General features: G+C 64.2%; 24 protein-coding genes. 10 read left to right on the top strand and 14 right to left on the bottom strand.

The window, feature by feature from the left end; translation table 11 throughout:
* Nucleotides 1–7: 7 nt before the first annotated feature.
* Both AB7783_RS04435 and AB7783_RS04430 read right to left on the bottom strand, forming a co-directional pair.
* Nucleotides 8–3,859, bottom strand: a complete 3,852-nt coding sequence (locus AB7783_RS04435; protein ID WP_441276965.1) for a baseplate multidomain protein megatron — start codon at nt 3,857–3,859, stop codon at nt 8–10.
* Nucleotides 3,859–4,299: an NlpC/P60 family protein gene (locus AB7783_RS04430; protein ID WP_441276964.1), complete on the bottom strand. Its 441-nt coding sequence runs from the start codon at nt 4,297–4,299 to the stop codon at nt 3,859–3,861. The genes AB7783_RS04435 and AB7783_RS04430 overlap by 1 nt, the downstream gene beginning before the upstream one ends.
* Nucleotides 4,300–4,495: 196 nt before the next feature.
* Here AB7783_RS04430 and AB7783_RS04425 point away from each other — a divergent pair, with 196 nt between their 5' ends.
* The 3 genes from AB7783_RS04425 to AB7783_RS04415 all read left to right on the top strand — a co-directional run bounded on the left by AB7783_RS04425 (nt 4,496) and on the right by AB7783_RS04415 (nt 6,921).
* Nucleotides 4,496–4,918, top strand: a complete 423-nt coding sequence (locus AB7783_RS04425; RefSeq protein WP_441276963.1) for a GFA family protein — start codon at nt 4,496–4,498, stop codon at nt 4,916–4,918.
* A gap of 19 nt (nt 4,919–4,937) precedes the next feature.
* Nucleotides 4,938–5,462, top strand: a complete 525-nt coding sequence (locus tag AB7783_RS04420) for a DUF3455 domain-containing protein (protein ID WP_441276962.1) — start codon at nt 4,938–4,940, stop codon at nt 5,460–5,462.
* A 268-nt stretch (nt 5,463–5,730) separates the two neighbouring features.
* On the top strand, nt 5,731–6,921 hold the full coding sequence (locus AB7783_RS04415) for a helix-turn-helix transcriptional regulator (RefSeq protein ID WP_441276961.1): 1,191 nt from the start codon (nt 5,731–5,733) through the stop codon (nt 6,919–6,921).
* 40 nt (nt 6,922–6,961) lie between these two features.
* Here AB7783_RS04415 and AB7783_RS04410 read toward each other — a convergent pair whose 3' ends face one another.
* Nucleotides 6,962–9,340, bottom strand: coding sequence for an autotransporter family protein (locus AB7783_RS04410; RefSeq protein ID WP_441276960.1), 2,379 nt, complete (start codon nt 9,338–9,340; stop codon nt 6,962–6,964).
* A 795-nt stretch (nt 9,341–10,135) separates the two neighbouring features.
* Between AB7783_RS04410 and AB7783_RS04405 the strand changes: the two genes are divergently transcribed.
* A complete protein-coding gene (locus AB7783_RS04405) occupies nt 10,136–10,276 on the top strand; it encodes a hypothetical protein (protein WP_441276959.1) in 141 nt (46 codons plus the stop codon).
* 169 nt (nt 10,277–10,445) lie between these two features.
* Here AB7783_RS04405 and AB7783_RS04400 read toward each other — a convergent pair whose 3' ends face one another.
* Nucleotides 10,446–11,369 (bottom strand): LysR substrate-binding domain-containing protein, encoded by a 924-nt coding sequence (locus AB7783_RS04400; protein WP_441276958.1) that lies wholly within the window; start codon nt 11,367–11,369, stop codon nt 10,446–10,448.
* 170 nt (nt 11,370–11,539) lie between these two features.
* Between AB7783_RS04400 and AB7783_RS04395 the strand changes: the two genes are divergently transcribed.
* The gene (locus AB7783_RS04395) at nt 11,540–12,772 is read left to right on the top strand and encodes an MFS transporter (RefSeq protein WP_441276957.1); all 1,233 of its coding nucleotides are present in this window, start codon (nt 11,540–11,542) and stop codon (nt 12,770–12,772) included.
* Nucleotides 12,773–12,806: 34 nt separating this feature from the next.
* Nucleotides 12,807–13,568 (top strand): SDR family oxidoreductase, encoded by a 762-nt coding sequence (locus tag AB7783_RS04390; RefSeq protein ID WP_441276956.1) that lies wholly within the window; start codon nt 12,807–12,809, stop codon nt 13,566–13,568.
* A 123-nt stretch (nt 13,569–13,691) separates the two neighbouring features.
* Here the strand turns inward: AB7783_RS04390 and AB7783_RS04385 are convergent, their stop codons facing one another.
* Nucleotides 13,692–14,558: a DUF2163 domain-containing protein gene (locus tag AB7783_RS04385; RefSeq protein ID WP_441276955.1), complete on the bottom strand. Its 867-nt coding sequence runs from the start codon at nt 14,556–14,558 to the stop codon at nt 13,692–13,694.
* A 101-nt stretch (nt 14,559–14,659) separates the two neighbouring features.
* Between AB7783_RS04385 and AB7783_RS04380 the strand changes: the two genes are divergently transcribed.
* Nucleotides 14,660–16,228, top strand: a complete 1,569-nt coding sequence (locus AB7783_RS04380; protein ID WP_441276954.1) for a serine hydrolase domain-containing protein — start codon at nt 14,660–14,662, stop codon at nt 16,226–16,228.
* A gap of 31 nt (nt 16,229–16,259) precedes the next feature.
* Here AB7783_RS04380 and AB7783_RS04375 read toward each other — a convergent pair whose 3' ends face one another.
* The 8 genes from AB7783_RS04375 to AB7783_RS04340 form a co-directional block, all read right to left on the bottom strand.
* Nucleotides 16,260–16,898, bottom strand: coding sequence for a phage distal tail protein, Rcc01695 family (locus tag AB7783_RS04375; protein WP_441276953.1), 639 nt, complete (start codon nt 16,896–16,898; stop codon nt 16,260–16,262).
* Between the two features lie 184 nt (nt 16,899–17,082).
* Nucleotides 17,083–17,652 carry a phage tail tape measure protein gene (locus AB7783_RS04370; protein ID WP_441276952.1) on the bottom strand — a complete coding sequence of 190 codons (570 nt, stop codon included), beginning with the start codon at nt 17,650–17,652 and terminating at the stop codon, nt 17,083–17,085.
* Nucleotides 17,645–17,860, bottom strand: coding sequence for a rcc01693 family protein (locus tag AB7783_RS04365; RefSeq protein WP_441276951.1), 216 nt, complete (start codon nt 17,858–17,860; stop codon nt 17,645–17,647). The genes AB7783_RS04370 and AB7783_RS04365 overlap by 8 nt, the downstream gene beginning before the upstream one ends.
* The gene (locus tag AB7783_RS04360; RefSeq protein WP_441276950.1) at nt 17,857–18,183 is read right to left on the bottom strand and encodes a gene transfer agent family protein; all 327 of its coding nucleotides are present in this window, start codon (nt 18,181–18,183) and stop codon (nt 17,857–17,859) included. The genes AB7783_RS04365 and AB7783_RS04360 overlap by 4 nt, the downstream gene beginning before the upstream one ends.
* A gap of 171 nt (nt 18,184–18,354) precedes the next feature.
* Complete coding sequence (locus AB7783_RS04355; protein WP_089267052.1) at nt 18,355–18,762, bottom strand: phage major tail protein, TP901-1 family; 408 nt, start codon at nt 18,760–18,762, stop codon at nt 18,355–18,357.
* A 78-nt stretch (nt 18,763–18,840) separates the two neighbouring features.
* Nucleotides 18,841–19,248, bottom strand: coding sequence for a DUF3168 domain-containing protein (locus AB7783_RS04350; RefSeq protein ID WP_441276949.1), 408 nt, complete (start codon nt 19,246–19,248; stop codon nt 18,841–18,843).
* Between the two features lie 165 nt (nt 19,249–19,413).
* Nucleotides 19,414–19,734: a head-tail adaptor protein gene (locus tag AB7783_RS04345; protein WP_441276948.1), complete on the bottom strand. Its 321-nt coding sequence runs from the start codon at nt 19,732–19,734 to the stop codon at nt 19,414–19,416.
* On the bottom strand, nt 19,731–20,300 hold the full coding sequence (locus AB7783_RS04340; protein WP_441276947.1) for a head-tail connector protein: 570 nt from the start codon (nt 20,298–20,300) through the stop codon (nt 19,731–19,733). The genes AB7783_RS04345 and AB7783_RS04340 overlap by 4 nt, the downstream gene beginning before the upstream one ends.
* Nucleotides 20,301–20,395: 95 nt before the next feature.
* Between AB7783_RS04340 and AB7783_RS04335 the strand changes: the two genes are divergently transcribed.
* The 3 genes from AB7783_RS04335 (at nt 20,396) to AB7783_RS04325 (ending at nt 21,994) form a co-directional block, all read left to right on the top strand.
* Entirely contained in the window at nt 20,396–21,181 is a 786-nt protein-coding gene (locus AB7783_RS04335; protein WP_441276946.1) for a S1 family peptidase, read from the top strand.
* A gap of 82 nt (nt 21,182–21,263) precedes the next feature.
* Nucleotides 21,264–21,611, top strand: a complete 348-nt coding sequence (locus AB7783_RS04330) for a hypothetical protein (protein WP_441276945.1) — start codon at nt 21,264–21,266, stop codon at nt 21,609–21,611.
* A 173-nt stretch (nt 21,612–21,784) separates the two neighbouring features.
* Nucleotides 21,785–21,994: a hypothetical protein gene (locus tag AB7783_RS04325; protein WP_089267048.1), complete on the top strand. Its 210-nt coding sequence runs from the start codon at nt 21,785–21,787 to the stop codon at nt 21,992–21,994.
* An 80-nt stretch (nt 21,995–22,074) separates the two neighbouring features.
* On the opposite strand, the gene AB7783_RS04320 is transcribed toward AB7783_RS04325, so the two are convergent.
* Nucleotides 22,075–22,383: a hypothetical protein gene (locus AB7783_RS04320; protein ID WP_184515533.1), complete on the bottom strand. Its 309-nt coding sequence runs from the start codon at nt 22,381–22,383 to the stop codon at nt 22,075–22,077.
* Nucleotides 22,384–22,428: the final 45 nt, after the last annotated feature.

Raw genomic sequence — 22,428 nt, 5'->3', positions numbered from 1 at the left:
GTCGGCCTCAGAGTGTCAGTGTCAGTTCCGTGGAATGACCCGCTCCGACAGTGCCGGAGAGCTGTGCGACGCGCAGATGCAGGCTCGGCTGCGGCGCGCCGAAATCGGCGACCTCGTCGGCCACCGCATAAAGCGCCTGCAATGTGGTGCAGGCGATGCTGCGCATGACCGACGTGCCGGACAGAATCTCGAGCCGGTACGCCTCGCCGTCTTCGCCAAGCGGCACTTCGGCATTCCAGCCATCGCCATCGAGACGCGTGCGCCTGATCCATGAGATCTGGATGCCATCGGGCTTGCGCACGGCTTTCACATGCACGGGCGCCAGCGGCAGCAGCGCGCTGCGATCGGGCGTCAGCGTCAGCGCGACGGCCGAGGCATCGTCATGGCTGCGGCCGTTGCCGACGATACGCAGCGACAATGGCCGTTCGAGTGCGTCCAGTCCCCTTGCGATCGGCACCAGGCTTCTGTCGAGCATCACGAATGGCGCGCCAACCGGCAATAGCGCTGCCATCGCGGATTCCGAACCCGCCTGCCCGCGCAACAGCCGCGACAGCTTGTACGTGTTGGCCTCGACCAGTTCGGCATCGGCAAACTGGATGATCTCCCAAACGCCATCCGCATTCCGCAGTGCTGCGGAATTGCTGCCGCCAAGCACCCGCGCGTCCGACAGCGACGCCAGCGCGCCGCCATGAAGCCGCACGCGACATGTACTGGCATTGTCCCATCGTGCTATCGGCCCGACCGGCAGCGCATCCAGCGTCTCGCCGATGACCGCAGGTGTTGCCGCCACCGCGGCCACCTGGAAACTCGCGCCGTCCTTCGATTGCCAGATCACCACCGAGCCCGGCCATGGATTGGCGAAGACAGCGAGCCGCGTCAGCACGTCGGTATTGCCACTGTCGATGACAGGCAGATTCAGCGCGAGTACCTGTACCGGCCCGAGCGCCGCCGGCGCCGGCGGCAGCTTGATCTCGGGCGCCAGCAGCGGCACGGCAAACACGTCGGGATCGATACTGCGCGCCGTCACCTGCCGCGCCTGCGTATCGACGAGTCCGCTGATCTCGAACAGCCGTCGCCTTTCGTTGAGCGTCAGCGCGATCACGTCGCCCGGCGCCAGTGCGAGCGCAGTCATGCCGACGGCGAACTCCGCGCGCTCACGCCCGGCCCACAGATCCTGCAGCCAGACCTCGGCGCGCTGCGTCGCTGCCGTATCGCTGGTGATGACGGCAAGGTCCGCATGCAGCATCCTGCTGGCGCCGCCGGTGAGTTTGCGCGAGGACACCGCCGAGCGCCGGTAGTCCGTCAGCGCATCGCTGAAGCCGATGCTGACCTGACGGGGCAATTCGGTCTCCTGCGCGCGCACCAGCCGCGCCAGCGCGCCGTCATCCGGCGCCACCAGATCGTCTTCGGTGAATTCTGCCACCGGCAGCCCGCCGCGCGGGATGAAGCGGAGCGCGCCATCCCCCGCCGTCGCGTCGAAGGCATAGGCCACCGACAGCGGCTCGATCATCGCCCGCGGCGCCATCGGCCGGTCCACGACATAACCATCGCAGCTACCCGACAATGCCGAGGCATCAATCCCCGTCACGCCGGCATCAACAGCAAGCCTGTCGACCAATGCATCCAGCGGCGCGCCGCCGAGCCGGCCGGTCAGCCAGTGGCCAGTATGCCAGTTGGCGCCATCGCCCCAGATGTCATCGGCCGCGGGAAAGATCGGATAAGGCCGCGAGTCCCAGGTCCAGACATGAATGGCCGAGACATCGATCATCCGCCCGCCATAAACAGGCGACACCGGATTCTCGGCATCGCTGGCGCCGAAGGCCGGATCGAACGCAGAGATGAGCGCTTCCAGATGGCGCCGCTGCAGGTCGTCGCGCGCGCCGCTGGAGAAATACGGCGCAAAGTTCTCCGACGATTTCGGATCGGGAAACACGCTTGGCTGATTGGCGCCCTTGTCGACGGCGGGACAGCCGACCTCGGTCAGCCAGATCGGCTTGCTGCGCGGGACCCATGCCGTCGAACTACCGAGCTCCGCATGACCGACGCGCTCGTGATGGGCATTGCCCCACCAATTCCAGAGATCCTTGACGCGATGGATCCACGGCTTGCCAAGCCCATCTGATATCGCGACGCGCGCCTGCGCATCGCGCGCGTTATCATCCGGATAGTACCAGTCATAGGCCTCGCCGCCCGCCACATTGCTGCGCAGATAGGCGCGATCATAGATCGTGTCGGAGAGATCACGATCGAGATGATCGGCTTCATCGCGCCAGTCGGACAGCGGCGCATAGTAATCGATCCCGACTGCGTCGATCGCAGCCGAGGCCCAGAGCGGATCGAGCGGAAACCTGATCTCAGACGCATCCGCGCCAACAACATGCGCGCCATATTCGGTCCAGTCCGCGCCATAGGTCACCACCGTACCGCCCCCGACGATCGTCTTCACGTCGGCTGCGAGCGCGATCAGTTGAGCGACAGCGGGATAGTTGCCCGACGCCGAGCGCACGCGCGTCAGCCCGGGCAATTCCGAGCCGATCAGAAAGCCATCGACGCCGCCGGCAAGCGATACGAGCTGCGCATAGTGCAGCACCATATGGCGATAGTTCCAGACACCTCCGGCGAAGAAGTTGTCGATCTGCGCGCCCGCGGTTGCAGTGCCGTCGGGAGAGCCAGGTTGTCCCGGTGCGGGATCGCAGGTGATGCGGCCGCGCCAGGGATAGGCCGGTTGCGCGCCCGCCCCGCTCCACGGATCTGGCAGGCCGTTGCCATCAGGCACATCCATCATCACGAACGGATAGAATGTGATCTTCAGCCCGCGCGCCTTCAGCTCGCCGATCAGATGCACGACGCTCTCATCGGACGGCGTACCGCCGAACGCCGCACGTCCGTCGATTTGCGACACCACATAGGCGGAGGGGCGCGTGACGCCAGCCACCGACCACGACAGCGGGCTGGTTGTCTTGGCGGGATTGTCGATGCCCGGCCGCACCAGGCAGTAATCGGCGCGCAGATCCGAACCGAACCACGCCACGACAATGGCGACACGTTGCAGGTTCGGGCACAGGCCCTGCAGATCGTCCAGCGCCGCCACCACATCGGACCGCGCGGAGCCGTGATGGCGGTTCTCCGGGGCGGATTGTCCGGGGCCGAGCAGTTGCACCACCGTGGACGGTTCATAGCCGAATTCGGTGGTGCCGGGGATCAGCGTCACCGCGCGCACCATCGCTTCGAGCAGGCCGATCGGCCGGATGATCTCAAAGGACAGTTGCGGAATCCGGTTGCCGAAATTCGCCAGCGGCAGCCGCTCGAACACGACATAAGCCAGCCCGCGATAGGCCGGCGCGTTACCCGCGCCTTCCTTTGCGACGATCAGCCCGTCGGGCATCTGGTCTTCGGTGCCGCGATAGACGCGAAAATTGATCCCATCGAGATCGAGCGGCTTGCCGTCAGCCCAGATCCGCCCGACGCGGCCGATCACACCGTCGCACAGCCCCACGGCAAAATTCGCGAAGTAACTATAGGTCGTCGTCGTTGTAGTGGGGCCACCGCCGAGCCCCTTGCCGCCATCGGTCGGCACCGTATCCGACGTTGCGACCTCCTCCAGCGGTGTCGCCCAGATCACTTGGCCGCTCAGCCGCGCACGGCCATAGACGCGCGGGATCGGCGCGCCCTCGGTGGACGCCATCACATCGAGATCGGCCAGTTGCGGCCCGCTTGTGGCCTGATCGTTTGAGCCGAATAGCGCGCTATCGATCGCACCACCCAGCGCCGCACCGGCGAGCTGGCCCGCAATCGCGCCGATCGGGCCGAACATCCCGCCAATGGCGCCGCCGGCCGTGGAGAGAACCAGTTGCGACATCAGCTCACTCCGGGAAAGCGAAACGCATAGGCCAGACGACGACGCCACCAGGGTGTCAGGGCGACCTCGCAGACGGCCGCGCCGTCATGGGCGTGGATCATCGTGCCCTCGCCGCTCGCGATCGCCGCGTGTTTGGCCACATAACCGTCGCGCCAGCGAAACAGTAGGACATGGCCGGCACCGCATTCATCCAGCGCGACAGGCACGAGATGACGCAACGCCGCCTGCGCGAGCGACTCCTCAGCCCGCGCCTCGGCCCAGTCCGGCGCATAAGGCGGCGGCGCTTCCGGCTCGTCGCCGATGCAGTTGCGCCAGACGCCGCGCACGAGACCGAGGCAATCGCATCCGACGCCCTTGAGCGACGCCTGGTGCTGATAGCGCGTGCCGATCCAGCTCCGCGCCTCGGAAACGAGGACCATAGGCGTGAGCGTTTCGATCATCACGTGAACTCCATCGCGTCAGCGATTGCGCGACGCGCCACATCGTCATTCGGCACGCGTATTGCATCGACACATCTTGTGATGCTGGCTCATCCGATCGCATGACGCTCCGCTTTGCGCGTCCCTGCTAGCAGAACGCTCGACGCCCCCGGCTTCGCCGCGGGACACAATGCACGAGCAAGAGGAAACGAGATCAATGACACATGTTGGGAAGTGCTTCTGCGGCGCAGTTGAACTGGAAGCGGATGGTGCCCCGGAAGCGATGGGCTATTGCCACTGCAGTTCATGCCGTTCGTGGTCCGGCGGGCCGGTCAATGCCTTCAGCCTGTGGAAGCCGAACGCCGTGCGGATCACTGCAGGCGCCAAACATGTTGCAAGCTTCCAGAAGACGCCGCTCAGCCAGCGCCAGTATTGTGAAAAATGCGGCGGACACCTGCTGACCAATCATCCGACACTCGGCCTGGTCGATGTCTTTGCGGCGACCATCCCGACACTTCGCTTCGAACCCGGTGTCCACGTCAATTATGCCGAGACCGTGCTGCCGATGAAAGACGGCCTGCCGAAGTTGAAGGACTTTCCGGCGGAGCTCGGCGGCTCCGGCGAGGCCGTCGCTGAATAGACATCACGCGCGAGGTCCCATGAACGATCACATGAATTGCAAAGTGAAGTGCAGACTGTTCGGGGCGGCGCTCATCGCCGCCCTCGCCGCGCTGACGCATGCGGCTGCGGCTCAGGTGCCGTCCGAGATTGCCGAGCCGGATGCCACGATCGTCGCGATCTATCACGCGGAGGGAGCGCAGGTGTATGAGTGCATGGCCGCCTCCGACGGCAAGCTCTCCTGGAGCTTCCGCGAGCCGATCGCCACGCTGCTGTCCGATGGACTCACCGTAGGCCGCCACTATGCGGGCCCGCATTGGCAACTCACCGATGGCAGCACGCTGGGCGGCAAAGCGGTTGGCCGCGCACCAGGTAAAACCGCGAGCGATATCCCGTGGCTCAAATTGACGGTGACTGACCGGCATGGCGACGGCAAGCTCGCAATGGTCGACGTGATCCAGCGCATCAACACCAAAGGCGGCGTCGCCGCCGGTTCATGCGACGATGCCGGCCAGTTTCTCAGCGTCCCCTATTCGGCGGACTACGCATTCCTGCACAAGGATTGAGTGTTCCGCATCGGTTGAGTTTGGTTCAAATGACGGCGCCGCAAGCGCCGTCATTTTGCTATCAAAAGACCTATCGACGCACGTCCGCGATTTTCGATTTATTCCGCGCATCATCCGGAAATATTTCGCACGCTGAAACACAGCTTCTGCGCGTTCGGCAACGACATCGCCGCCGGAACCACATAGCTTTCCAATCACGCATCGTCGGCGTGCCGGCATAGGCACGCATGCAAAGGTGCATGCCCACCTTCCCGAGAGATAGTTGCAAATGACGTCAGTGACTCCGCTCTGGCCGATGGCCGCCCGGCTCGCATCGCCTGATCTCGCAGAAGGCGCAGAACAGCTCAGCGACCTGATCGGCTGCATCTACGACACCGTCCTCGACTCGTCGTCCTGGACGAATGCGATCGAGCGCGCGATGCAATTCGTCGGCGGCGTCGGCGCCAGCCTCTATACCAAGAATGCAGCCATGCCGTCGGGGCATATTCTCCACGTGGTCGGCATTTCCTCGGACTATCAAAGCTCCTATTTCGACAAATATGTTGCGCTCGATCCTACCACCACCGTGCAGTTCTTCGCGGAGCTCGATGAACCGATCGGGATCGAGGACATCCTGCCTTACGCGGAGTTCAGGGAAACCCGCTTCTACAAGGAATGGGTGCAGCCGCAGGGACTGGCGGATTGCATCAATTCGGTGCTCGACAAGTCGATCACCAATGTCGCCATGTTCGGCGTGTTCCGGCATGAGCGTGACGGCGTGGCCGATGAGCGCGCACGTCACCGGATGCGGCTGATCGCGCCGCATATCCGCCGCGCCGTGATGATCGGACGCATGTTCGATCTGAAAGCCGCCGAGGCCGCGACGCTGGCGGATACGCTGGACGGGCTGAGCGTCGGCCTGTTCCTCGTCGATTCCGCTGCGCGCATCGTTCATGCCAACTTTGCCGGCCATGCCATGCTCGATGCAGCGGATGTGCTGCGCGCTTCCTCCGGCCGCCTCAGTGCTCGCGACAGCCAGGCCGATCGCGCCTTGCGGGACGCCCTCGCCGTCGCCGGTGAAGGCGACAGCGCGCTCGGCGCGCGCGGAATCGCCATGCCGCTCGTCGGCAGCACTGGCGAACGATACGTCGCGCATCTCCTGCCGCTGACATCGGGAGCACGGCGACAGGCCGGTCTGGTCTATTCGGCCACGGCGGCCTTGTTCGTGCGCAAGGCGGATATCGACGCCACCTCGCCGCCCGAACTCATTGGCAAGACTTTCCAGCTCACACCGTCAGAGCTTCGCGTCCTGCTGGCGATCGTCCAGGTCGGCGGCGTGCCGGAGGTCGCTGCAGCGCTCGGCGTCGCCGAAACGACGATCAAGACGCATCTCAGCCGCCTGTTCTACAAAACCGGAACCCGGCGGCAGGCGGATCTGGTCAAGTTGTTCGCCGGCTATGCGACGCGCGTGGTCGGGTAGACGCCAGATAGTTTGCCGCGAGTATGTCGTATCGGGTCGCTCACCAGACGATGCGGAAGCCGCCAGTGCCCTTGTAGCTGCGGTTCGCCGCCGCGTCCTCGAGGCTCGCGCTATAGGAGACCTCGCCGAACACGGCGTAGCGGCCGTTGGCCCAGCTATAGGTGCCGCCGCCGCCGATGCTGCCCCACAGCCGGTCTTGCGCGCTGGCGAAGCCGGTGCCGGCGACATCGACACGGGTGCCGTCGAGGAACTCGTAGCGCAGGTTGCCGATGCCGTAGATATCCGAGCGCACGATGCCTGCGCCGTCGTTCCAGGTCTTCTGGTGGTTGAGCGCAAGTCCGGCGCGGCCGAGCAGGCTGTCGCCGTCGCGCAGCGACACCGGGGCGCCGAACCGATCGGTGAAGCGATCGAACTCGGCCTTCGAATAGGACAGCTGCGCCTGCGGCGTCAGCGACCAGCCGTTGCCGACAAAGAACCGCTTGCCGGTTTCAGCGCTGAAGGCATAGCCAACGCCTTCGTTGCCATGCGTCATGGCTCCGGCCAGCACCGAGGAGAGATCGCTGCGGTAGAACATCGATTGCGCCTGGCCGTCGACATAGAAGCCGTTGTCGCCGAACCATGTCAGCGTGCCGCCGACACCCGAACCTTCGACGCGGATCCGGCCATTGCCGAAGGCCGATGCGATATTGGCGGTTGTCAGGCCATATTGCCCGGTGAGACCGACGATCAGCCTTCCGCGCTCGTTCTCCATCAGGAGACCGTCGAGGCCCGCCTGCACTTTCAACTGGTCGGCTTTGGTGGTGGAGCCTGTCGTGGTCGAGGGCTGCAAATCGGATTGGCCGCCTTCGATGCGGCCCCAGAACGCCGTTGGCGTCTGCGATACCTCGCCTGGCGCCAGCGCGACACCGGCGCGCGCCATGGCATCGCTGCCGCCCCAATAGCGATTGCCGACGCGCTGCTGCATGGTCGGCAGCTCGTTCATGCCGAGCAGCACCTGCGCATAGTTTTCGTACAGCGGAACGCCGGGCTGATAGAGGGGACCAGCCGGTGCAGCCGGCGGGGGATTGATCAGGCTGGAGCGCAGATACCAGTCGCCATCGGTCGGCGTGCTGACGCCGTTCTTCTGCAGCGTATAGGCATAGGCGCCGCCGACCACCGCCTGCTGACCCTGGATCACATAATCGCCAAGCAGCGAGAACGCGCCGTTCGACGCGCCGCCGACATCGATGATCTTGATGCCTTCGACGGTCTGCGCGCCGCCGCCGCCGACATTGATCACCCGCACATTGGTGCTGCCCGCGGTGTTGCCGGTGACGACAAGCCGGTCGGTCGGCGAGGCGTCGCCCCCGAGCACCGTCTCGATCTGCAACGTTCCGCCATTGCCGGTGTAGTTGCCGGCGACAGTGAGCGTTCCGATGGAGTTACCGGGCGCGACGATACCCGCGTTCGACGTGTCGCAGACCGTGCCGGTGCCTTGCAGCGTGCCGCCGGCCAACACAGTCATGGCGCCGCAGACGCTGCCGTTGACGCTGAGCGTGCCGCCGCTCACCGTAGTGCCACCGGTATAGGTGTTGACGCCGGAAAGGGTCTGCTTGCCGCCGCTGACCGTCAGCCCACCGGTGCCGGAGATGATACCGGAGAACAGGTCGTTCGCATTGGTGATGGTCAGGTTGTTTGCGCCGAGCGCGACGGCCCCGCTTCCCGCCAGGCTCTGTATGCTTGTGCCGGCCGCCGTGATACCCGAGACATTGAAGGCGCCGTCAGCGATGACCCGGCTGGAATTGGCGATGGCGCCGGCGCCCGACAAAGCGAGGCCGCTGCCGGCCTGAATCCACGTTTGGCCGGCATAGGGGCTGTTGGCCAGCAGGCTGAATACGCTGCCGCCGGTCACGGTCAATCCGCCGATGCCGGTGAGGGCTGATGTCGCGTCGGTGCCCACGGCGAAGCCGTTGGTATCGATGGTCAGCCCGCCGGCGAGAAGGTTGAGCTTGGTGCCCGAAAATCCATTGATGAAGGTCGCGCTGCTGGCGCTGGCGCGCAGAATGCCGTTGTCGAAATTGGCCTGGCTCGCGCCGGGGCCTCCGCGCAGGGTTAGAGCCTGCAACGTGCCGCCGCTACCAATGTTGAGCGTGCCGGAAGCCGAGGCGCTACCGCCAAGGATCGTGTTGCTTCCCGCGACGACTGCTCCGCCGTTCTGAATGTTGAGCGTGCCGGTGCCCGAAAAGCCAATATAAAAAGTCTGGATGGGGATGTTCCATCGCGACCCGGGTCCGGTAACGGTAACGACGCCGGCGCTTCCGGGCGCAATTGCGATTCGCGAGGTAGCAGTGCTTGTCAGCGTACTGCCGTTCTGGATCGTCAGATTGCCGAACGGTCCATTGATGGTGCCGATGGACGTCGCGCCTACCGAGACGCTCACCGGCCCGTTAACGCCGAGGATGGTCGCATTTGGCGACACAACATCAATGTTGACGCCTTGACCCGGGATGGGGGGGGGCTCCGCCCGTCCAGTTGCTCCCGACCGTCCAGTCATTGCTGGTCGCGCCGGTCCATATGTTTTGAGCGGAGGCAGACTCAGTGCACAAGGCCATCAGCGCCGTTGCCGACGCGCTCGTCAGCAGCAAGCGAAGCAATTGGGTGCGTTTGCGCGCGGCGGGGAGCCGAGCCCGTTCCGCACTCACGCGCCGCATGTCATCTGGTTGTCGTCGGATTGCTACTTCAACCACGCATTCGCGCATGATGCTCGTTCCAGTTTCGCTCGGGTCCGCACGGTTCGAGGATGCGAATCTTGAGGCGTGCAATCCGCGAAGAATAGTTGCGACGGTAAATGAGCTAACTCAATCCGACAATAAACTGGAGCGTGTTCTAACTAACAAACATGCGGCGTGTGTCGCTCGCGCAACGAAAGACGCTTAACAAAGCCTTTCGAGACCGGCACGCGAAGCCGGTGATATCACCGATTGGCACATTGCATCATTCGCTGCGGAGCAGAATTTCATTACTACCGAAGCACAGCGGACATTGGTCACGCCCGCACCGATCAAGTTCAATCTATGGGTGCGCGCCATGGTTCGATGTCTCTCACGTCGAAACATGGCAACGCGCGCAACAGATGAATGTGAACGCGCATCCGTCATTCGTAGGACGCTTGATATCACGGCTTCATCGATGATGGGTCCACGACAGGCGCGTCTCTCATCCGGACGGATCATCGATGGTGTTGCTCGAACGTTTGCTCTATGCCGCCGCGATCGCCTGTTTCGTGATCGTGCACTATATCGCCCTGCAGCGGATCGATGCCGCCGCATCACATGCAACCCACGCACCATCCGTCACCCTGCAGGGAACGGATTGATCGCGCTCATCCGCCGGATCCTCGCGCCTTGCCCCGGCGGTTCATGACAGCGACGGTGTTATCGACGCGAGTGCGTTTTCGAGCGAAGTGGAGACCGGTTCGCGTCAAGAAAACGCGTCAAACCAAAAAGCTGGAGCCTGGTTCTGATTCAATCAGAACCAATAAGGCTCTAGCTGCGGACGAGATCGCGGCCTTGTTGCTCGAGCCAGTCGCAGAACACGGCGATATGCGGATCGGTCCGTCGCGCGTCCGGCAGATAGGCGAAGTAGCTTCGCGCCGAGAGACTGATGTCCGGAAACGGCGTCATCAATCGCCCGGCCGCGAGATCATCGGCGACCAATGCGGTCGGACCCATCGCCACGCCGAGTCCGTCGATCGCGGCCTGTATGGTCAGATAGAAATGATCGAAGGTCAGGGATGCCTCCGGGCGAAGGGCGGGCTCTCCGGCCTCGGCCAGCCAGTCGCGCCATAGCCGCGCCATCGACGAGACGTGAAGCAGCGTGTGGCGCGACAGGTCGCCGATATCGGTCAGCGGCGCCCGGTCCAGGATGGTCGGACTGCACACCGGCAGCCGCCGCTCCCCGAACAGGAAACGCGAGGTGTAACCGGGGAAAGTATCCGGGCCACCTCTGATCACGACATCGAACGGCTCTGCCAGCGCGTCGATCGTCTCATTCGACGTGCTCAGGCGGACCTCGATGTCGGGATGCTCGCTCCGAAAAGCGCCCATGCGTCGCAACAGCCATCGCAGACTGAAAGTTGCGAGCGCGTTCACATGCAGCACGATGGATGGCGCGTCATGCCGTCTGGTTCGATGCTGCTGCACGGCAGCCGAAATACGATCGAGCGCCGGCCCGAATTCGGTAAGCAGCGCTGCGCCGGCAGGCGTCAGCACGACCCGGCGGACCGAACGCCGAAACAGCGCCGGAGCACCCAGCCAGTCTTCCAGGAGCCGGATCTGCTGACTGACAGCGCCGTGGGTCACGCTGAGCTCAACGGCCGCCTCCTTCAGACTGCCGAGGCGGGCGGCGGCTTCGAAGGCGCGGACCGCATTCAGCGGCGGCAGGCTACGGCGCGGGACAAAGGTGGACATGCTTGAGAATTTCTAACCCACGACCTGAGTATTACTGATTTGTGACGGCCTGAAGTCTCGTTCAGAGTGACTTTAGCAGCGCTTTGCACGCCAGACACCAGCTCTGGCGCATCAATCTTCAGATTTTCTGCGAATGCAGCGCGTACGCCGGAAGACCCAAGAAACAGCACATGACCCACCACGAGACCACGACCACTAAGGCTCCTGCGAACCGGACACGCGCCGCACGAACGCTTGCGCTGACCGGGCTCAACCACGCTTTGCACGACGGCTTCACGGACGCGATCTATGTATTGCTGCCGATCTGGCAGACCGAGTTTGCGCTGAGCTATAGCGTCCTTGCGATCTTTCGCGGTCTTTATTCCGGCACCATGGCATGTCTGCAGATTCCGGCAGGGCATCTGGCGGAGCGGATCGATGCCAAACTCATTCTCTGCTGCGGCACGGCGCTGTCGGCGTTGGGCTACGCTCTCGCGGGCATCTCCGGTGGCATCGTCGGACTGAGCTTTGCGCTCGCATTGGCAGGCGCAGGCTCGAGCACCCAACACCCTTTGGCGTCCGCCGCCGTTTCACGGGCTTATGGGCGTGCTGCGCGCAGGCCGCTCGGCATCTACAATTTCACAGGCGATCTCGGAAAGGCGGCCATCCCGGCGCTCATGTCTCTGCTGCTTGTCACCATCGCCTGGCGCCATGCCGTATTTACGCTCGCTATCGCCGGCATCGCCGTGTCTGTCGCCATGGCGGTGTGGATGCCGGCCGTGGGCATCGGGCATGCAGCAGATGCGAAGGAACGATCCAGCAAGAGCGGTCGAAGTCGGGGCGGATTCTATTGGCTCCTGGCGATCGGAATGCTCGATAGCGCCGTCCGAATGGGCTTTCTCACCTTTCTGCCATTTCTCCTGATTGAAAAAGGAGCCTCGCTTCCCACCAGCGGTTTTGCTCTGGCACTTCTCTTCATCGGCGGAGCCGCCGGCAAGTTCGCTTGCGGCTGGCTCGGCGACAGGATCGGCACCCGGCGCACCGTTCTCTTCACCGAAGTTGCCACTGCGCTGCTGATCCTCGGCGTTCTGGTGCTGCCGCTCATCCCGGTTATCGTCGTTCTGCCGGCGCTGGGTGTGATGCTCAACGGCACGTCATCGGTGCTGTATGGAACGGTCCCCGAAATAACTCCAGCCGATCGCACGGAGCGTGCATTCGCTTTGTTTTATACCGGCACCATCGGCGCGGGCGCCAGTGCCCCGGTTCTCTATGGTTTTCTGGGCGACGCGTTCGGACCTGCAATGGCAACGGCCGCGACCGCAATGACGGCGCTGGCGATCTGCCCGTTCATGATCGCACTCTCAAAGCATCTGAGCGATGACGTCGAAATCGGTCTGGCATCGCACTCATCCGGACAGCCCTAGATTATTATTTCACCATCACATGAAGGTTCGTTAGATGGATACAGTCTCGCAGACGCCGCTCATTCTGATAACGGGTGGAAGTCGTGGCGTAGGCGCCGCGACGGCGCGGCTTGCTGCCGCGCAAGGTTACGATGTCGCGATCAGCTTCGTCTCCAACGAGTCTGCCGCCCTTGCGGTGGCGGCTGATGTCGAAACTGCAGGGCGCCGGGCTTTGACGGTCCGCGCAGATAGCGCAGATCCAGAGCAGGTCGCTCAATTATTCGCCGCGATCGACCGAAAGTTCGGCCGGATCGACGTGCTGGTCAACAACGCCGCGATGCTTGCGCGGCAGTCCCGGCTGGAAGATCTCGGATTCGAGCGGATGCAGCGCATCTTCGCGGTCAATGCGATCGGTCCTATCCTCTGTGCACAGCAAGCCGCAAAGCGAATGTCGTATCGCCACAACGGGCGGGGCGGCTCCGTGATCAACATCTCGTCGGCTTCGGCCCGGCTCGGCAGCCCCGGCGAATATGTCGACTACGCTGCATCGAAGGGCGCCGTCGAGACATTCACGACCGGCTTCGCCAAGGAAGTCGCGCGGGATGGGATACGCGTCAACTGCGTTCGCCCGGGGCACATCTACACTGACATGCATGCCAGCGGCGGAGAGCCGGGACGAGTGGATCGCGTCAAGGACTCGATCCCGATGGGTAGAGGCGGTCAGCCTGAAGAGGTTGCGCGGGCGATCCTGTGGCTGGCAAGCGCCGAGGCGTCCTTCGTCACCGGCACGTTCCTCGATGTCACTGGCGGCAAGTGAGCAACAATGTATGGCGCCGGGCCCTGCCCGAAACGCCCTCCTGATCGAAACCGAAACTTTCTCCAGAATAATTGCAGGCGACATTCGCGTGAGCTCGCGCATATCGGCCACTCGCTCACCCACTCATCCCCCACCCATCCCGGGCGTCGGATAGCTCATGACGAAGTCGTTGCCGGGAATGTCAGGGAAGCCGCGAAAATTATCGACATTGCCGAAGCGATCGCGGCACGTCGCCAGCGTCTTGTCGCAGCCGGCGGTGACGGTGAATGCATCACCGGCTGCAACCGGCTCCGCCATAGCCTGCCACAGCGACAGTCGCACATGGCCCGGCGTGACGCGGTGCTGCTTTACTTCCATGGCGAGCCCGGCATTGCCGCCGCTCGTCCATGTCAGACGCCCCGCGGTGAACAGATCATCTGCGAAGGCACCGAGGCCACTCGCGGAAAACATCGACACGCCCTCGAGCGCCTCGACCGCACCAGTGCCCCGCCAGCCTGCGAGATTGATGCGGCATTTTCCGTCGCCGAGATCGGCACCGCACCGCGCCGTATAAAGCCGCCCGCTCTCCTGCGACAGCAGCGCCGCCAGCCCGCGCAATTCGGCGATGAATGCGCTCCCCTCACGTTTCACTTCGCCCAGGGTGCCGCGTGCCGTGAGCACGCGGAGTGATGTGTCGCTCCAGTCCACCAGCCAGGTCTCCACCTGCGCAGCATCGTAGCGCCCCGCCGCGAGATCGGCGTCGGTGAGAATGTCGTCGTCCAGTGCACCGGCGATATCGCCGCCGTCCACCGACAGATCGAAGCGGCTCGTGGCTTCCGACGCGGCGAGCCCGGTGCCCGCGCGATAAGTGACGCCATCCATGACGAGATCGCAGTCATGATCGGTGAAGCCCGCAACGACGCCATCGCGCCGCGTCAGTTTCCAGACCTGCGCCAGCGTGGTGACGCCGGAATCGAGTTTGGTCTGCAGGGACGCCGGGATGCTGCGCATGGTTGAATCCTGAAACGTCGTCGTTGCGCGCGACCATCCTTCGCGCTCTAATTGTTCTCACAGTACCGGCATGCAACAAGCCGGGCACAGGGAGCGGACGGATGCTGCGACAACGCCTTGCCGGGATCGCCGTGCTCGCGGCAATCGTCACACTGATCGTTACTCCCGCGACCGTCATTCGCGCAGCAGGTGCGCCGGACGAAACGCCGGCGACGCCGCCGCCATGGCCGACCAAGGGCTGGCAGGTCGCAACGCCGGAATCGCAAGGGATGGATTCCGGCAGGCTCGCCCAATTGATCGATACCGTCGGCGCACGCCAGCAGGACAGCCTGTTGATCGTCCGCCATGGCAAGCTGGTCGCCGATGCCTATTACGCGCCTTATGTCGCCGGCCTGCGCCACGATCTACGCTCGGTGACCAAGAGCGTCACCGGGACGCTGATCGCCATCGCATTGAGAAACGGGATACTCGACAGTGTCGATCACCCGGTCGTCGATCTGTTCACCGACAACCAGATCGACAAACTGGATTATCGCAAGAAGGCCATTACGATCCAGCATCTGCTCGACATGACTTCCGGCATCGCCTGGAAGGAGGAAGCCTATACATCCGACGAAACGCTTGACCGGATGTATCGCAGCAAAAATCCGACCGAATTCGTGCTCGGCCAGGAGATGAGCCGCGCGCCGGGCGAGCGGTTCTATTACAACAGCGGCAATCCCTATCTGCTCTCCGCGCTGATCAACAAGAAGACGGGACAGAACGCGCTCGAATTCGCCAAGCGCGAATTGTTCGGACCGCTGGGCATTACCGACATCGACTGGGGCCGCCCCGACGCACAGGGCGTGACCGATGGCGAAGCCGGGCTCTATATCCCGCCGCATGACATGGCAAAGATCGGCTATCTCTATCTGCAAAACGGTGTCTGGGAAGGCCGCGAGATCGTTCCGCCGTCATGGGTCGATCGCGCGGCCGAGGGCAAGATCGTCGCAACTGCCGACAATCATTACGCCAATCTGTGGTGGTCGATCCCTGAGAAAGGCGCCTATATGGCGCGTGGTCTGCACTCGCAGCTGATCATGGTTTTGCCGAAACTCGATATTGTCGCCGTGTTGACCGGCAGCATGCGCAAGGATGAATTCTATCCGACCCGCCGTCTGATCGACGACATCGCCGGCGCGGTGAAATCCGAGAGCGCCCTGCCCGACGATCCCGTTGCGCAGGCCCTGCTGGCCGCATCGATCCGCAACGCGGCAACGTCGCGGCCGTCACCGCTCGGCCTGACGCCGGATCTGGCCAAAGACGTCTCCGGCAAGACCTACCGCTTCACCAACAATGCAATCCGGGTCGGGACGTTCAGCCTGACCCTGGTCGGCGACAGCCCGTCATGGGAGATCACCACCGTCACCGGCAAGCCCGAGCAGACCCGCCGCTTCACCGGTCCACTTGGACTTGACGGCAACTTCCGGACCGGTTCTCCCGTCAGCTACGGTGTCGATGCGGTCCGCGGACGATGGACGAACGCCAATACTTTTGTCGTCGAGCGCCGTATTCTCGGCCACAGCGAAATGCAGTCCTGGACGCTGGCTTTCGAGGGCAAGAAGGTCACGGTCAATTTCGAGAACACCGACAGCTACAAACTCGAACTGCACGGCGAGACCACCGACTGATAGTCCGCCCCCCTCACGACCGATGCGCCCGCTAAATCCTGATCTCCACCAGCGGAATTTTCGGGATTGCGCCGGCGGCGAAGGCCGACAGATCGACTTCGAGATAGTCGGTATCGAAACGCACGGGCACATCGAACTGGAAGCCGGCCGTGATCGCGGCACCCGCCCCAGGAATATGCCCGCTGGCGAATGTCACGAGCCCCGTCGTCACATCGCAGCTGAAGGCACTGCTCGCGATCTCGTCGCCGGCAACAGCAATGCGCACGCTGCCGTCGACGGGCTTGGTGATCGGCCGCTGATATGGCGCAAAACTGCTGCCATAGGTCTTCATCAATTGAAACGAGGCGGTCGCACCGTCGCCGATCCCGATGCCTTGATCCAACGGCGAAATCGCTTCGCCTGATATGTTCGAGGTCTGATCGAGCCGGTCGCGCCAGCGAAAGCCGTGCAGTCGTCCTCGCCGCTCCTCGAAGAACGCCACGACACTCTGCAGCGCCGCCAGCGTCCTGATGCCGTAGCCTGCATCGTAGCGGCGGCGCGAATGCGCCCAGCGTGCGTTGCGCTCCTCTCGGCCTGAGCCGAACGACACGATCTCCGTGCGCCGCTCCGGTCCGCCTGCGCTTTTCAGCGCGATATCGAGCGGAAACAGGGTGTCGTGAAAGACTGTCATGAGACTCTTCCTTCACCCTCCCCTGGAGGGGGAGGGTCGACGATCGGCGCGCGAAGCGCGATGAGAGACGGGGTGGGGTAAAGCCACAAGTACCGTCGATGAACAGTCACCCCACCCCGTCACGCGCTGCGCACGTGACGACCCTCCCCCTCCAGGGGAGGGTAAGCAGATCGCACGCTATCCATCACAGACTGCGCTGCCCGCGCGCGACCGCACGGGCGATCTGGCCGGTGACGTAGCTCTCCGAACGACGGAAGCCGTCGAGATCCGGCGTCGCGATCTGCACATGGATGGTGTTGCCACCGCCCTGCGTGGCGACACCGAGGCTGCCGTCCGCGGCACGTTGCAGCGGCATGATCGCTTCCGGCCCGGACTCGCCGGCCAGACCGGTGCCGCCGCCAGGCATCGGGAAATAGCTGGGCGTGCCGATCACGCCGCCCGACGCGAACGCCTTCACCGGACTGCTGACACCAGCCTTGCCCGCGCCGCCGAACAGGCTCGAGACCAGCGAGGAAATGCTCGATGACATCGCGCCCGCGCTGGCCTGCAGCGCCGATTTCGCCGCCAGATCCGACATTTTCAGCGCCAGCGATTTCAGCACGTCGTCGAACTTCTGGCCCGATGCGACCGAGCTCGAAAATGCCTGGGTCATGACTTTGGAGAAAGTCGTCGCGGCCGATGTCAGACCGGCGGTCTTCACCGTCATACCGTCGAGCGTGCCGGACGCCGCGGAGAGGTCACTGGCGTCACTCATGCAAGGCCTCCCCGGAATCCGGAAACTGTTTCATCAGTGCGTCGAGCGCGCCGCGATCCATCGGCGTGGATACAGGGCCGCGCACCGCCGCGATGGCATGCGCCAGTTCACGCGGCGTCATCCGCCAGAACGCATCGGGCGACAGCCGCAGCACGCCGAAACCGAATTGCATCGCCTCGGCCCATGGAAAGGGCGCAGGCGGTGTCATCGCACGGCCTGCGGCGTATCGGTGAAGGTCGCTGATATCAATTCGGCGGCAATGCCGACAAAGCCTGCTGCCCCGCCCGGCACGGTCATGGCCGCGACCTCGTCGTCACTGAGCGCCTCGCCTGCCCCGCGCAATCCGGCGCCGATGATGCGGATGAGATCACGCGCCGACATCCGCCCGGAGCCGAAACGTTCGGCCAGTGCCGCGAGATCGTCGGCGCCGAATGCGCTTTCGAGCTCCGCCAGCGCGCCGAGCGTCAGCACCAGCGTATGGCTGCGGCCGCCGAGTTCGGCGGCGATCTCGCCGCGCAATCTGTTCGGCATGATGATCTCCGTTCTTACCCTCCCCTGAAGGGGGAGGGTCGGTGAGCAGCGCGCGAAGCGCAATGCGAGACGGGGTGGGGTGAAACCACAAGCACCGTCGATGAACATTCACCCCACCCCGCCACGTGCTACGCACGTGACGACCCTCCCCCCTCCAGAGGAGGGTAAGGGTCACACCGCGGCAAAGGTCAGCGCGCCCGCAGACTCGAGCGCGAGATCGAAGCTCACTTCGCCATTGTGCTCGCCGGCGAATTCGAGACTGGCGATCTGGAACAGCCCGGTGATGGTGCCGAAATCGGGCACCAGAACCTGGCAGTTATTGATGGTACCGTCGAAGAACGCCTGCCGCACCAGCGCATCGGAGGCGCCGTCCTTGAACAGGCCGCGGCCGGAAATCGACGCGCGCCGCACGCCGGCACCGGCCAACAGCTCGCGCCAGCGATCGACGGATTCCGCATGGGTGATGTCGACGATCTCCGCATTGAAGGCGATGCGCCGGCTGCGCAGCCCCGCCACCGTGACGAATGTCGTGCCGTTATGGATCTTGATCAGCAGATCCTTGCCCTTCTGTGCGCCCATCGCGTGCTCCCTTTATACAATAGCGTTTTCAAGCGAAGTGGATGCCGGTTCGCGTCAAGAAAACGCGTCAAGCAAAGATCACTGCGGTTCGGTGATCGCGCGAAACCGCACCACGGCGTGATAGGTCCGGCCATCGGCCTCGCGCCGGATATCGGCGATGGCAAAGCGCAGATTGACCAGCCGGTGGCCGTCCGGCGTCAGCGGCGCGTCGTCCAGCGCCTGCAGCAGCGCGCCGGTGATGACATGCGCCTCCTTGTGGCCGCCCTGCCGCGACCAGGCATGCAGCGTGAGCTGATGCTCCTGCACCTGGCCGTCATCGGCGGAGACATCGACGATGCGCGCATCGCCGAGCGTGACATAGGGAAACGCCACATTGGCCGGCGGTTCGTCATAGACGCGGTGACCGCCGAGCGCGAAACCCAGCGCGGGGTCGGCCTTGAGCGCATCGAAGATCGCCGCGCGCAAGGCGACGTGAGCTGTGGGCATGAGATGATCCTTCTGGCTTACCCTCCCCTGGAGGGGGAGGGTCGATGCGAAGCGTCAGCGAGCATCGGGGTGGGGTGAAGCCACAAGCATCGTCGATGAACATTCACCCCACCCCGCCACGCGCTACGCACGTGACGACCCTCCCCCTCCAGGGGAGGGTAAGGGTCAGTCGATGCGCCACTCGGCGTCGATCTCGACGAATCTGCGCTCGTCGATCTCGCGCAGCGCGGTGATGCGGTAGATCTTCGCGCCGTCGATGAAGCGATGCCGCAGGGTCAGCGCGAAGCCGCCGCGCAGGACGATGCGCAGATGCACCAGCGCGCCGTCGGCGTCGGCCTCGACCGCGCGCGTCATGCGCGCCGGCAGCACCGCGGCCCAGACGGTGGCGACGGCGCTGTAGCTGCGCGCGACGCCGCCCTGCCCGTCATCGGCCTCGATGGGCGCCTCGATCACCAGCCGCGTCTTCAACCGTCCGGGATCGATCATAGCGACAGCCCCCGATACGGCGCGATCAGCGCCTGCAGACCCGCAGGCTGCATCACGGCGGCGCCGCCGATCGCTGCGAGACCACGATTGTCATACCAATGCGCCAGCAGGATCTTCAGCGCATGAATGAGATCCGCCGGCACATCGCTCGCAAGCGCGCCGAAGCCGCAGATCACGTCGAGCTCGATGCCGGCGACACTGCAGCCCGGTGCGGGCAGCGCCCAGCACGGCGCCGCGATGACATTCGCAGCAGTGTCGACGACGAAACTCTCGACCTCCAGCGCATGGGCCGCGCCGGCCGCATCGAACACCCGCACCGCAAGCAGCGTCTGCAGCGGGCCAATGCGCGGGGCGATGCGCCCATCCGCCGGCCATGTATCCAGCACGAACCGCCAGGTCTGCGTCAGCAGCGCGCGGCGCGTGAGCGCTTCCACATGCGCGCGGGCGGCGGCGATCAGCGCGGTAATGACCGCATCATCGTCGGCGTGGTCGACACGCAGAAATTGTCTGGCCTCGGCAAGCGACAGCGGTTCGCTGGCCGGCGGCACCAGCAGAATGGCGGACATGGGGATTCTCCGTGAGGCGCGTGTGACCAATCAGTGCATTGACATCGCGGGTCCGCGGGGCTGACATCCCCGCCATGATTCAGACAGGTTCCCGCATGCCGCGGCGCTCACGCGCCGTCATTCGTTCTCTCGCCATTGCCAGCATTGCGCTTGCATCGCTCATCTCAATTCCCGCCTCTGCCCTGGTCGGCGGCGCCAGCGTGCGCGATGACGAGATCGGCCGCGCGGTGATCACCATTGTCGGCTCGCGCGGCAATTTCTGTTCCGGCGCACTGATCGCGCCGACCCTGGTGCTGTCGGCGGCGCATTGCGTGACGCCCGGCGCCAGTTACAAGATCGTGCTCTATGACGCCCAGCGGCAGCCGCAATTGCTCGCGGTGAAGCGCGTCGCCGATCATCCGCAGTTCAATGCGGAAGGCATCAGGGCGCATCGCGCCAGCGCCGATGTGGCGCTGCTGCAGCTTGCAGATCCCCTGCCCGGCAAGACCGCGCTGCCGCTCGGCGTGCCCACCGAGCCCTTCGCCGCCGGGCAGAATTATCTCGTGGCCGGCATCGGCGTTGCCGCGCGCGGCGACGGCAAGAGCGGCGGCACCGTGCGCGCCGCGCAGCTCACCTCCACCAGCCATCCCGGCAAATTGCAGATAAGACTGGTCGATCCCGCGACCGACAACACACGCGACGGCCTCGGCGCCTGCACCGGCGACAGCGGCGGGCCCGTGCTGCAACAGCAAAATGGCCGCAACATCGTGATCGGCGTGGTGTCGTGGTCCACCGGCGCCAAGAGCAGCGCCGGCTGCGGCGGCCTCACCGGCGTGACGCCGCTGACGCTGTATCGCGACTGGATCCTGCAGACGGCGCGCGCCTGGGGCACGCCGCTCTGATCGCAGGCGCCATTCAGGCAACGCTGCGCAAGGCAGGAGTCGTTAAGATCCGTGAAAGGTTCTCCGCTATGATCCGCGAATCATGGGGATCTCCGACATGCTGCGCCTGCTCACTCTTGCCGTTTCCGTGGCCATTTCAACCGCTGCCCTGATCGCGGGCGCGCAGGCCGCTGACATGGCCGGCCAGGGCCGCATCGGCCGCCTGTTCGACGAGCCGGTGGTGAAGAGCCGCCGCGTGGTGGTGGTCAAGGACGAACGACCGATGGAAGAGCCGATCGTGCAATATGCGCCGGAGGTGGATATCTCCTCCATCGTGCATGGCTATTACGGCAAGCCGAATTCCTATTATTACCGCAACTATTACGGCACCCCGTCCGAAACGATCTTCAGCCGCGCGCCCTATGGCTGTGGCTATTACGGTTATTGCTGAGCGCCGCGCGGAACAGGCGCGCCGGCCGCGAAGGCTTCAGACTGCGACAGCATTGTCATGCGACAGCATTGCCTGCGACATTGTGATAGTGGCGTCTCTCATTCTTGTGAACTGCATTTCCGAAACGCCTCCCTAGCTAGAGGGGTGCTTCAGAGCATCACGGGAAGCCGGTTATGGGAAAAGAAGAAAAGACCGAAGCCGAACTTGAGGAAATGATCGCCCAGCGCATTGTTGTCGGCGGCGTCTATGTATCGGTACGCAGGGATGCCCTGCTCGGCTGGCGGCCGATGGTGATCACCGCGCCGAAACACGCTACCTATGCCCAGCAGCTCGCCGACGAAGTGGCCGTGGAACTCCGCAAGAAGTTCGTGCTGAAGGATTGAACCTGCCCGCACCAGCAATTTCGGGCGCATGGTCCGATGCAGCCGCATCCCTGCGGCAGCAGCCCATGCGCCCGTATCGCCTAGTCCTTCTTCTCGGTCACATTGCTGATCGTCTTGACGCCATTGCTCTCGGTATAGGTCACCGTGACGCGCTCGCCGGCATGCAACGACTCCGGAACCGTGCGCAGCCTGAATTTCTCCACCGCGCCCGGCGTATTCGCGCCGACAGTCTCGCCAGCCGGCGCCTGCTTGATCACCACTTCGCTGGTGGTGCGATCGAGGATGGTGACGACCCCCGTGAAGGTCTGGTCAGCCTGGGCCGCCGATCCCGCAAAGGATCCCAGCACGGCAATCACGGCCGCACACGCGACGCGTTCGGTCAGTCTCATTGTCGTTCTCCCAAAGCTTGCGTGAATGGAGGTAACGACGGCAGC

It is taken from the genome of Tardiphaga sp. 172_B4_N1_3 (genome assembly GCF_052076035.1).
Classification (GTDB): Bacteria; Pseudomonadota; Alphaproteobacteria; order Rhizobiales; family Xanthobacteraceae; genus Tardiphaga; species Tardiphaga robiniae.
This window is presented reverse-complemented; position numbering and strand designations above follow the sequence as displayed.

What these genes read in the sequence shown, in the direction of transcription:
- AB7783_RS04435 (WP_441276965.1), bottom strand. Translation starts at nt 3,859, where the DNA reads ATGTCGCAACTGGTTCTCTCCACGGCCGGCGGCGCCATTGGCGGGATG.
- AB7783_RS04430 (WP_441276964.1), bottom strand. Translation starts at nt 4,299, where the DNA reads ATGATCGAAACGCTCACGCCTATGGTCCTCGTTTCCGAGGCGCGGAGC.
- AB7783_RS04425 (WP_441276963.1), top strand. Translation starts at nt 4,496, where the DNA reads ATGACACATGTTGGGAAGTGCTTCTGCGGCGCAGTTGAACTGGAAGCG.
- AB7783_RS04420 (WP_441276962.1), top strand. Translation starts at nt 4,938, where the DNA reads ATGAACGATCACATGAATTGCAAAGTGAAGTGCAGACTGTTCGGGGCG.
- AB7783_RS04415 (WP_441276961.1), top strand. Translation starts at nt 5,731, where the DNA reads ATGACGTCAGTGACTCCGCTCTGGCCGATGGCCGCCCGGCTCGCATCG.
- AB7783_RS04405 (WP_441276959.1), top strand. Translation starts at nt 10,136, where the DNA reads ATGGTGTTGCTCGAACGTTTGCTCTATGCCGCCGCGATCGCCTGTTTC.
- AB7783_RS04400 (WP_441276958.1), bottom strand. Translation starts at nt 11,369, where the DNA reads ATGTCCACCTTTGTCCCGCGCCGTAGCCTGCCGCCGCTGAATGCGGTC.
- AB7783_RS04395 (WP_441276957.1), top strand. Translation starts at nt 11,540, where the DNA reads ATGACCCACCACGAGACCACGACCACTAAGGCTCCTGCGAACCGGACA.
- AB7783_RS04390 (WP_441276956.1), top strand. Translation starts at nt 12,807, where the DNA reads ATGGATACAGTCTCGCAGACGCCGCTCATTCTGATAACGGGTGGAAGT.
- AB7783_RS04385 (WP_441276955.1), bottom strand. Translation starts at nt 14,558, where the DNA reads ATGCGCAGCATCCCGGCGTCCCTGCAGACCAAACTCGATTCCGGCGTC.
- AB7783_RS04380 (WP_441276954.1), top strand. Translation starts at nt 14,660, where the DNA reads ATGCTGCGACAACGCCTTGCCGGGATCGCCGTGCTCGCGGCAATCGTC.
- AB7783_RS04375 (WP_441276953.1), bottom strand. Translation starts at nt 16,898, where the DNA reads ATGACAGTCTTTCACGACACCCTGTTTCCGCTCGATATCGCGCTGAAA.
- AB7783_RS04370 (WP_441276952.1), bottom strand. Translation starts at nt 17,652, where the DNA reads ATGAGTGACGCCAGTGACCTCTCCGCGGCGTCCGGCACGCTCGACGGT.
- AB7783_RS04365 (WP_441276951.1), bottom strand. Translation starts at nt 17,860, where the DNA reads ATGACACCGCCTGCGCCCTTTCCATGGGCCGAGGCGATGCAATTCGGT.
- AB7783_RS04360 (WP_441276950.1), bottom strand. Translation starts at nt 18,183, where the DNA reads ATGCCGAACAGATTGCGCGGCGAGATCGCCGCCGAACTCGGCGGCCGC.
- AB7783_RS04355 (WP_089267052.1), bottom strand. Translation starts at nt 18,762, where the DNA reads ATGGGCGCACAGAAGGGCAAGGATCTGCTGATCAAGATCCATAACGGC.
- AB7783_RS04350 (WP_441276949.1), bottom strand. Translation starts at nt 19,248, where the DNA reads ATGCCCACAGCTCACGTCGCCTTGCGCGCGGCGATCTTCGATGCGCTC.
- AB7783_RS04345 (WP_441276948.1), bottom strand. Translation starts at nt 19,734, where the DNA reads ATGATCGATCCCGGACGGTTGAAGACGCGGCTGGTGATCGAGGCGCCC.
- AB7783_RS04340 (WP_441276947.1), bottom strand. Translation starts at nt 20,300, where the DNA reads ATGTCCGCCATTCTGCTGGTGCCGCCGGCCAGCGAACCGCTGTCGCTT.
- AB7783_RS04335 (WP_441276946.1), top strand. Translation starts at nt 20,396, where the DNA reads ATGCCGCGGCGCTCACGCGCCGTCATTCGTTCTCTCGCCATTGCCAGC.
- AB7783_RS04330 (WP_441276945.1), top strand. Translation starts at nt 21,264, where the DNA reads ATGGGGATCTCCGACATGCTGCGCCTGCTCACTCTTGCCGTTTCCGTG.
- AB7783_RS04325 (WP_089267048.1), top strand. Translation starts at nt 21,785, where the DNA reads ATGGGAAAAGAAGAAAAGACCGAAGCCGAACTTGAGGAAATGATCGCC.
- AB7783_RS04320 (WP_184515533.1), bottom strand. Translation starts at nt 22,383, where the DNA reads ATGAGACTGACCGAACGCGTCGCGTGTGCGGCCGTGATTGCCGTGCTG.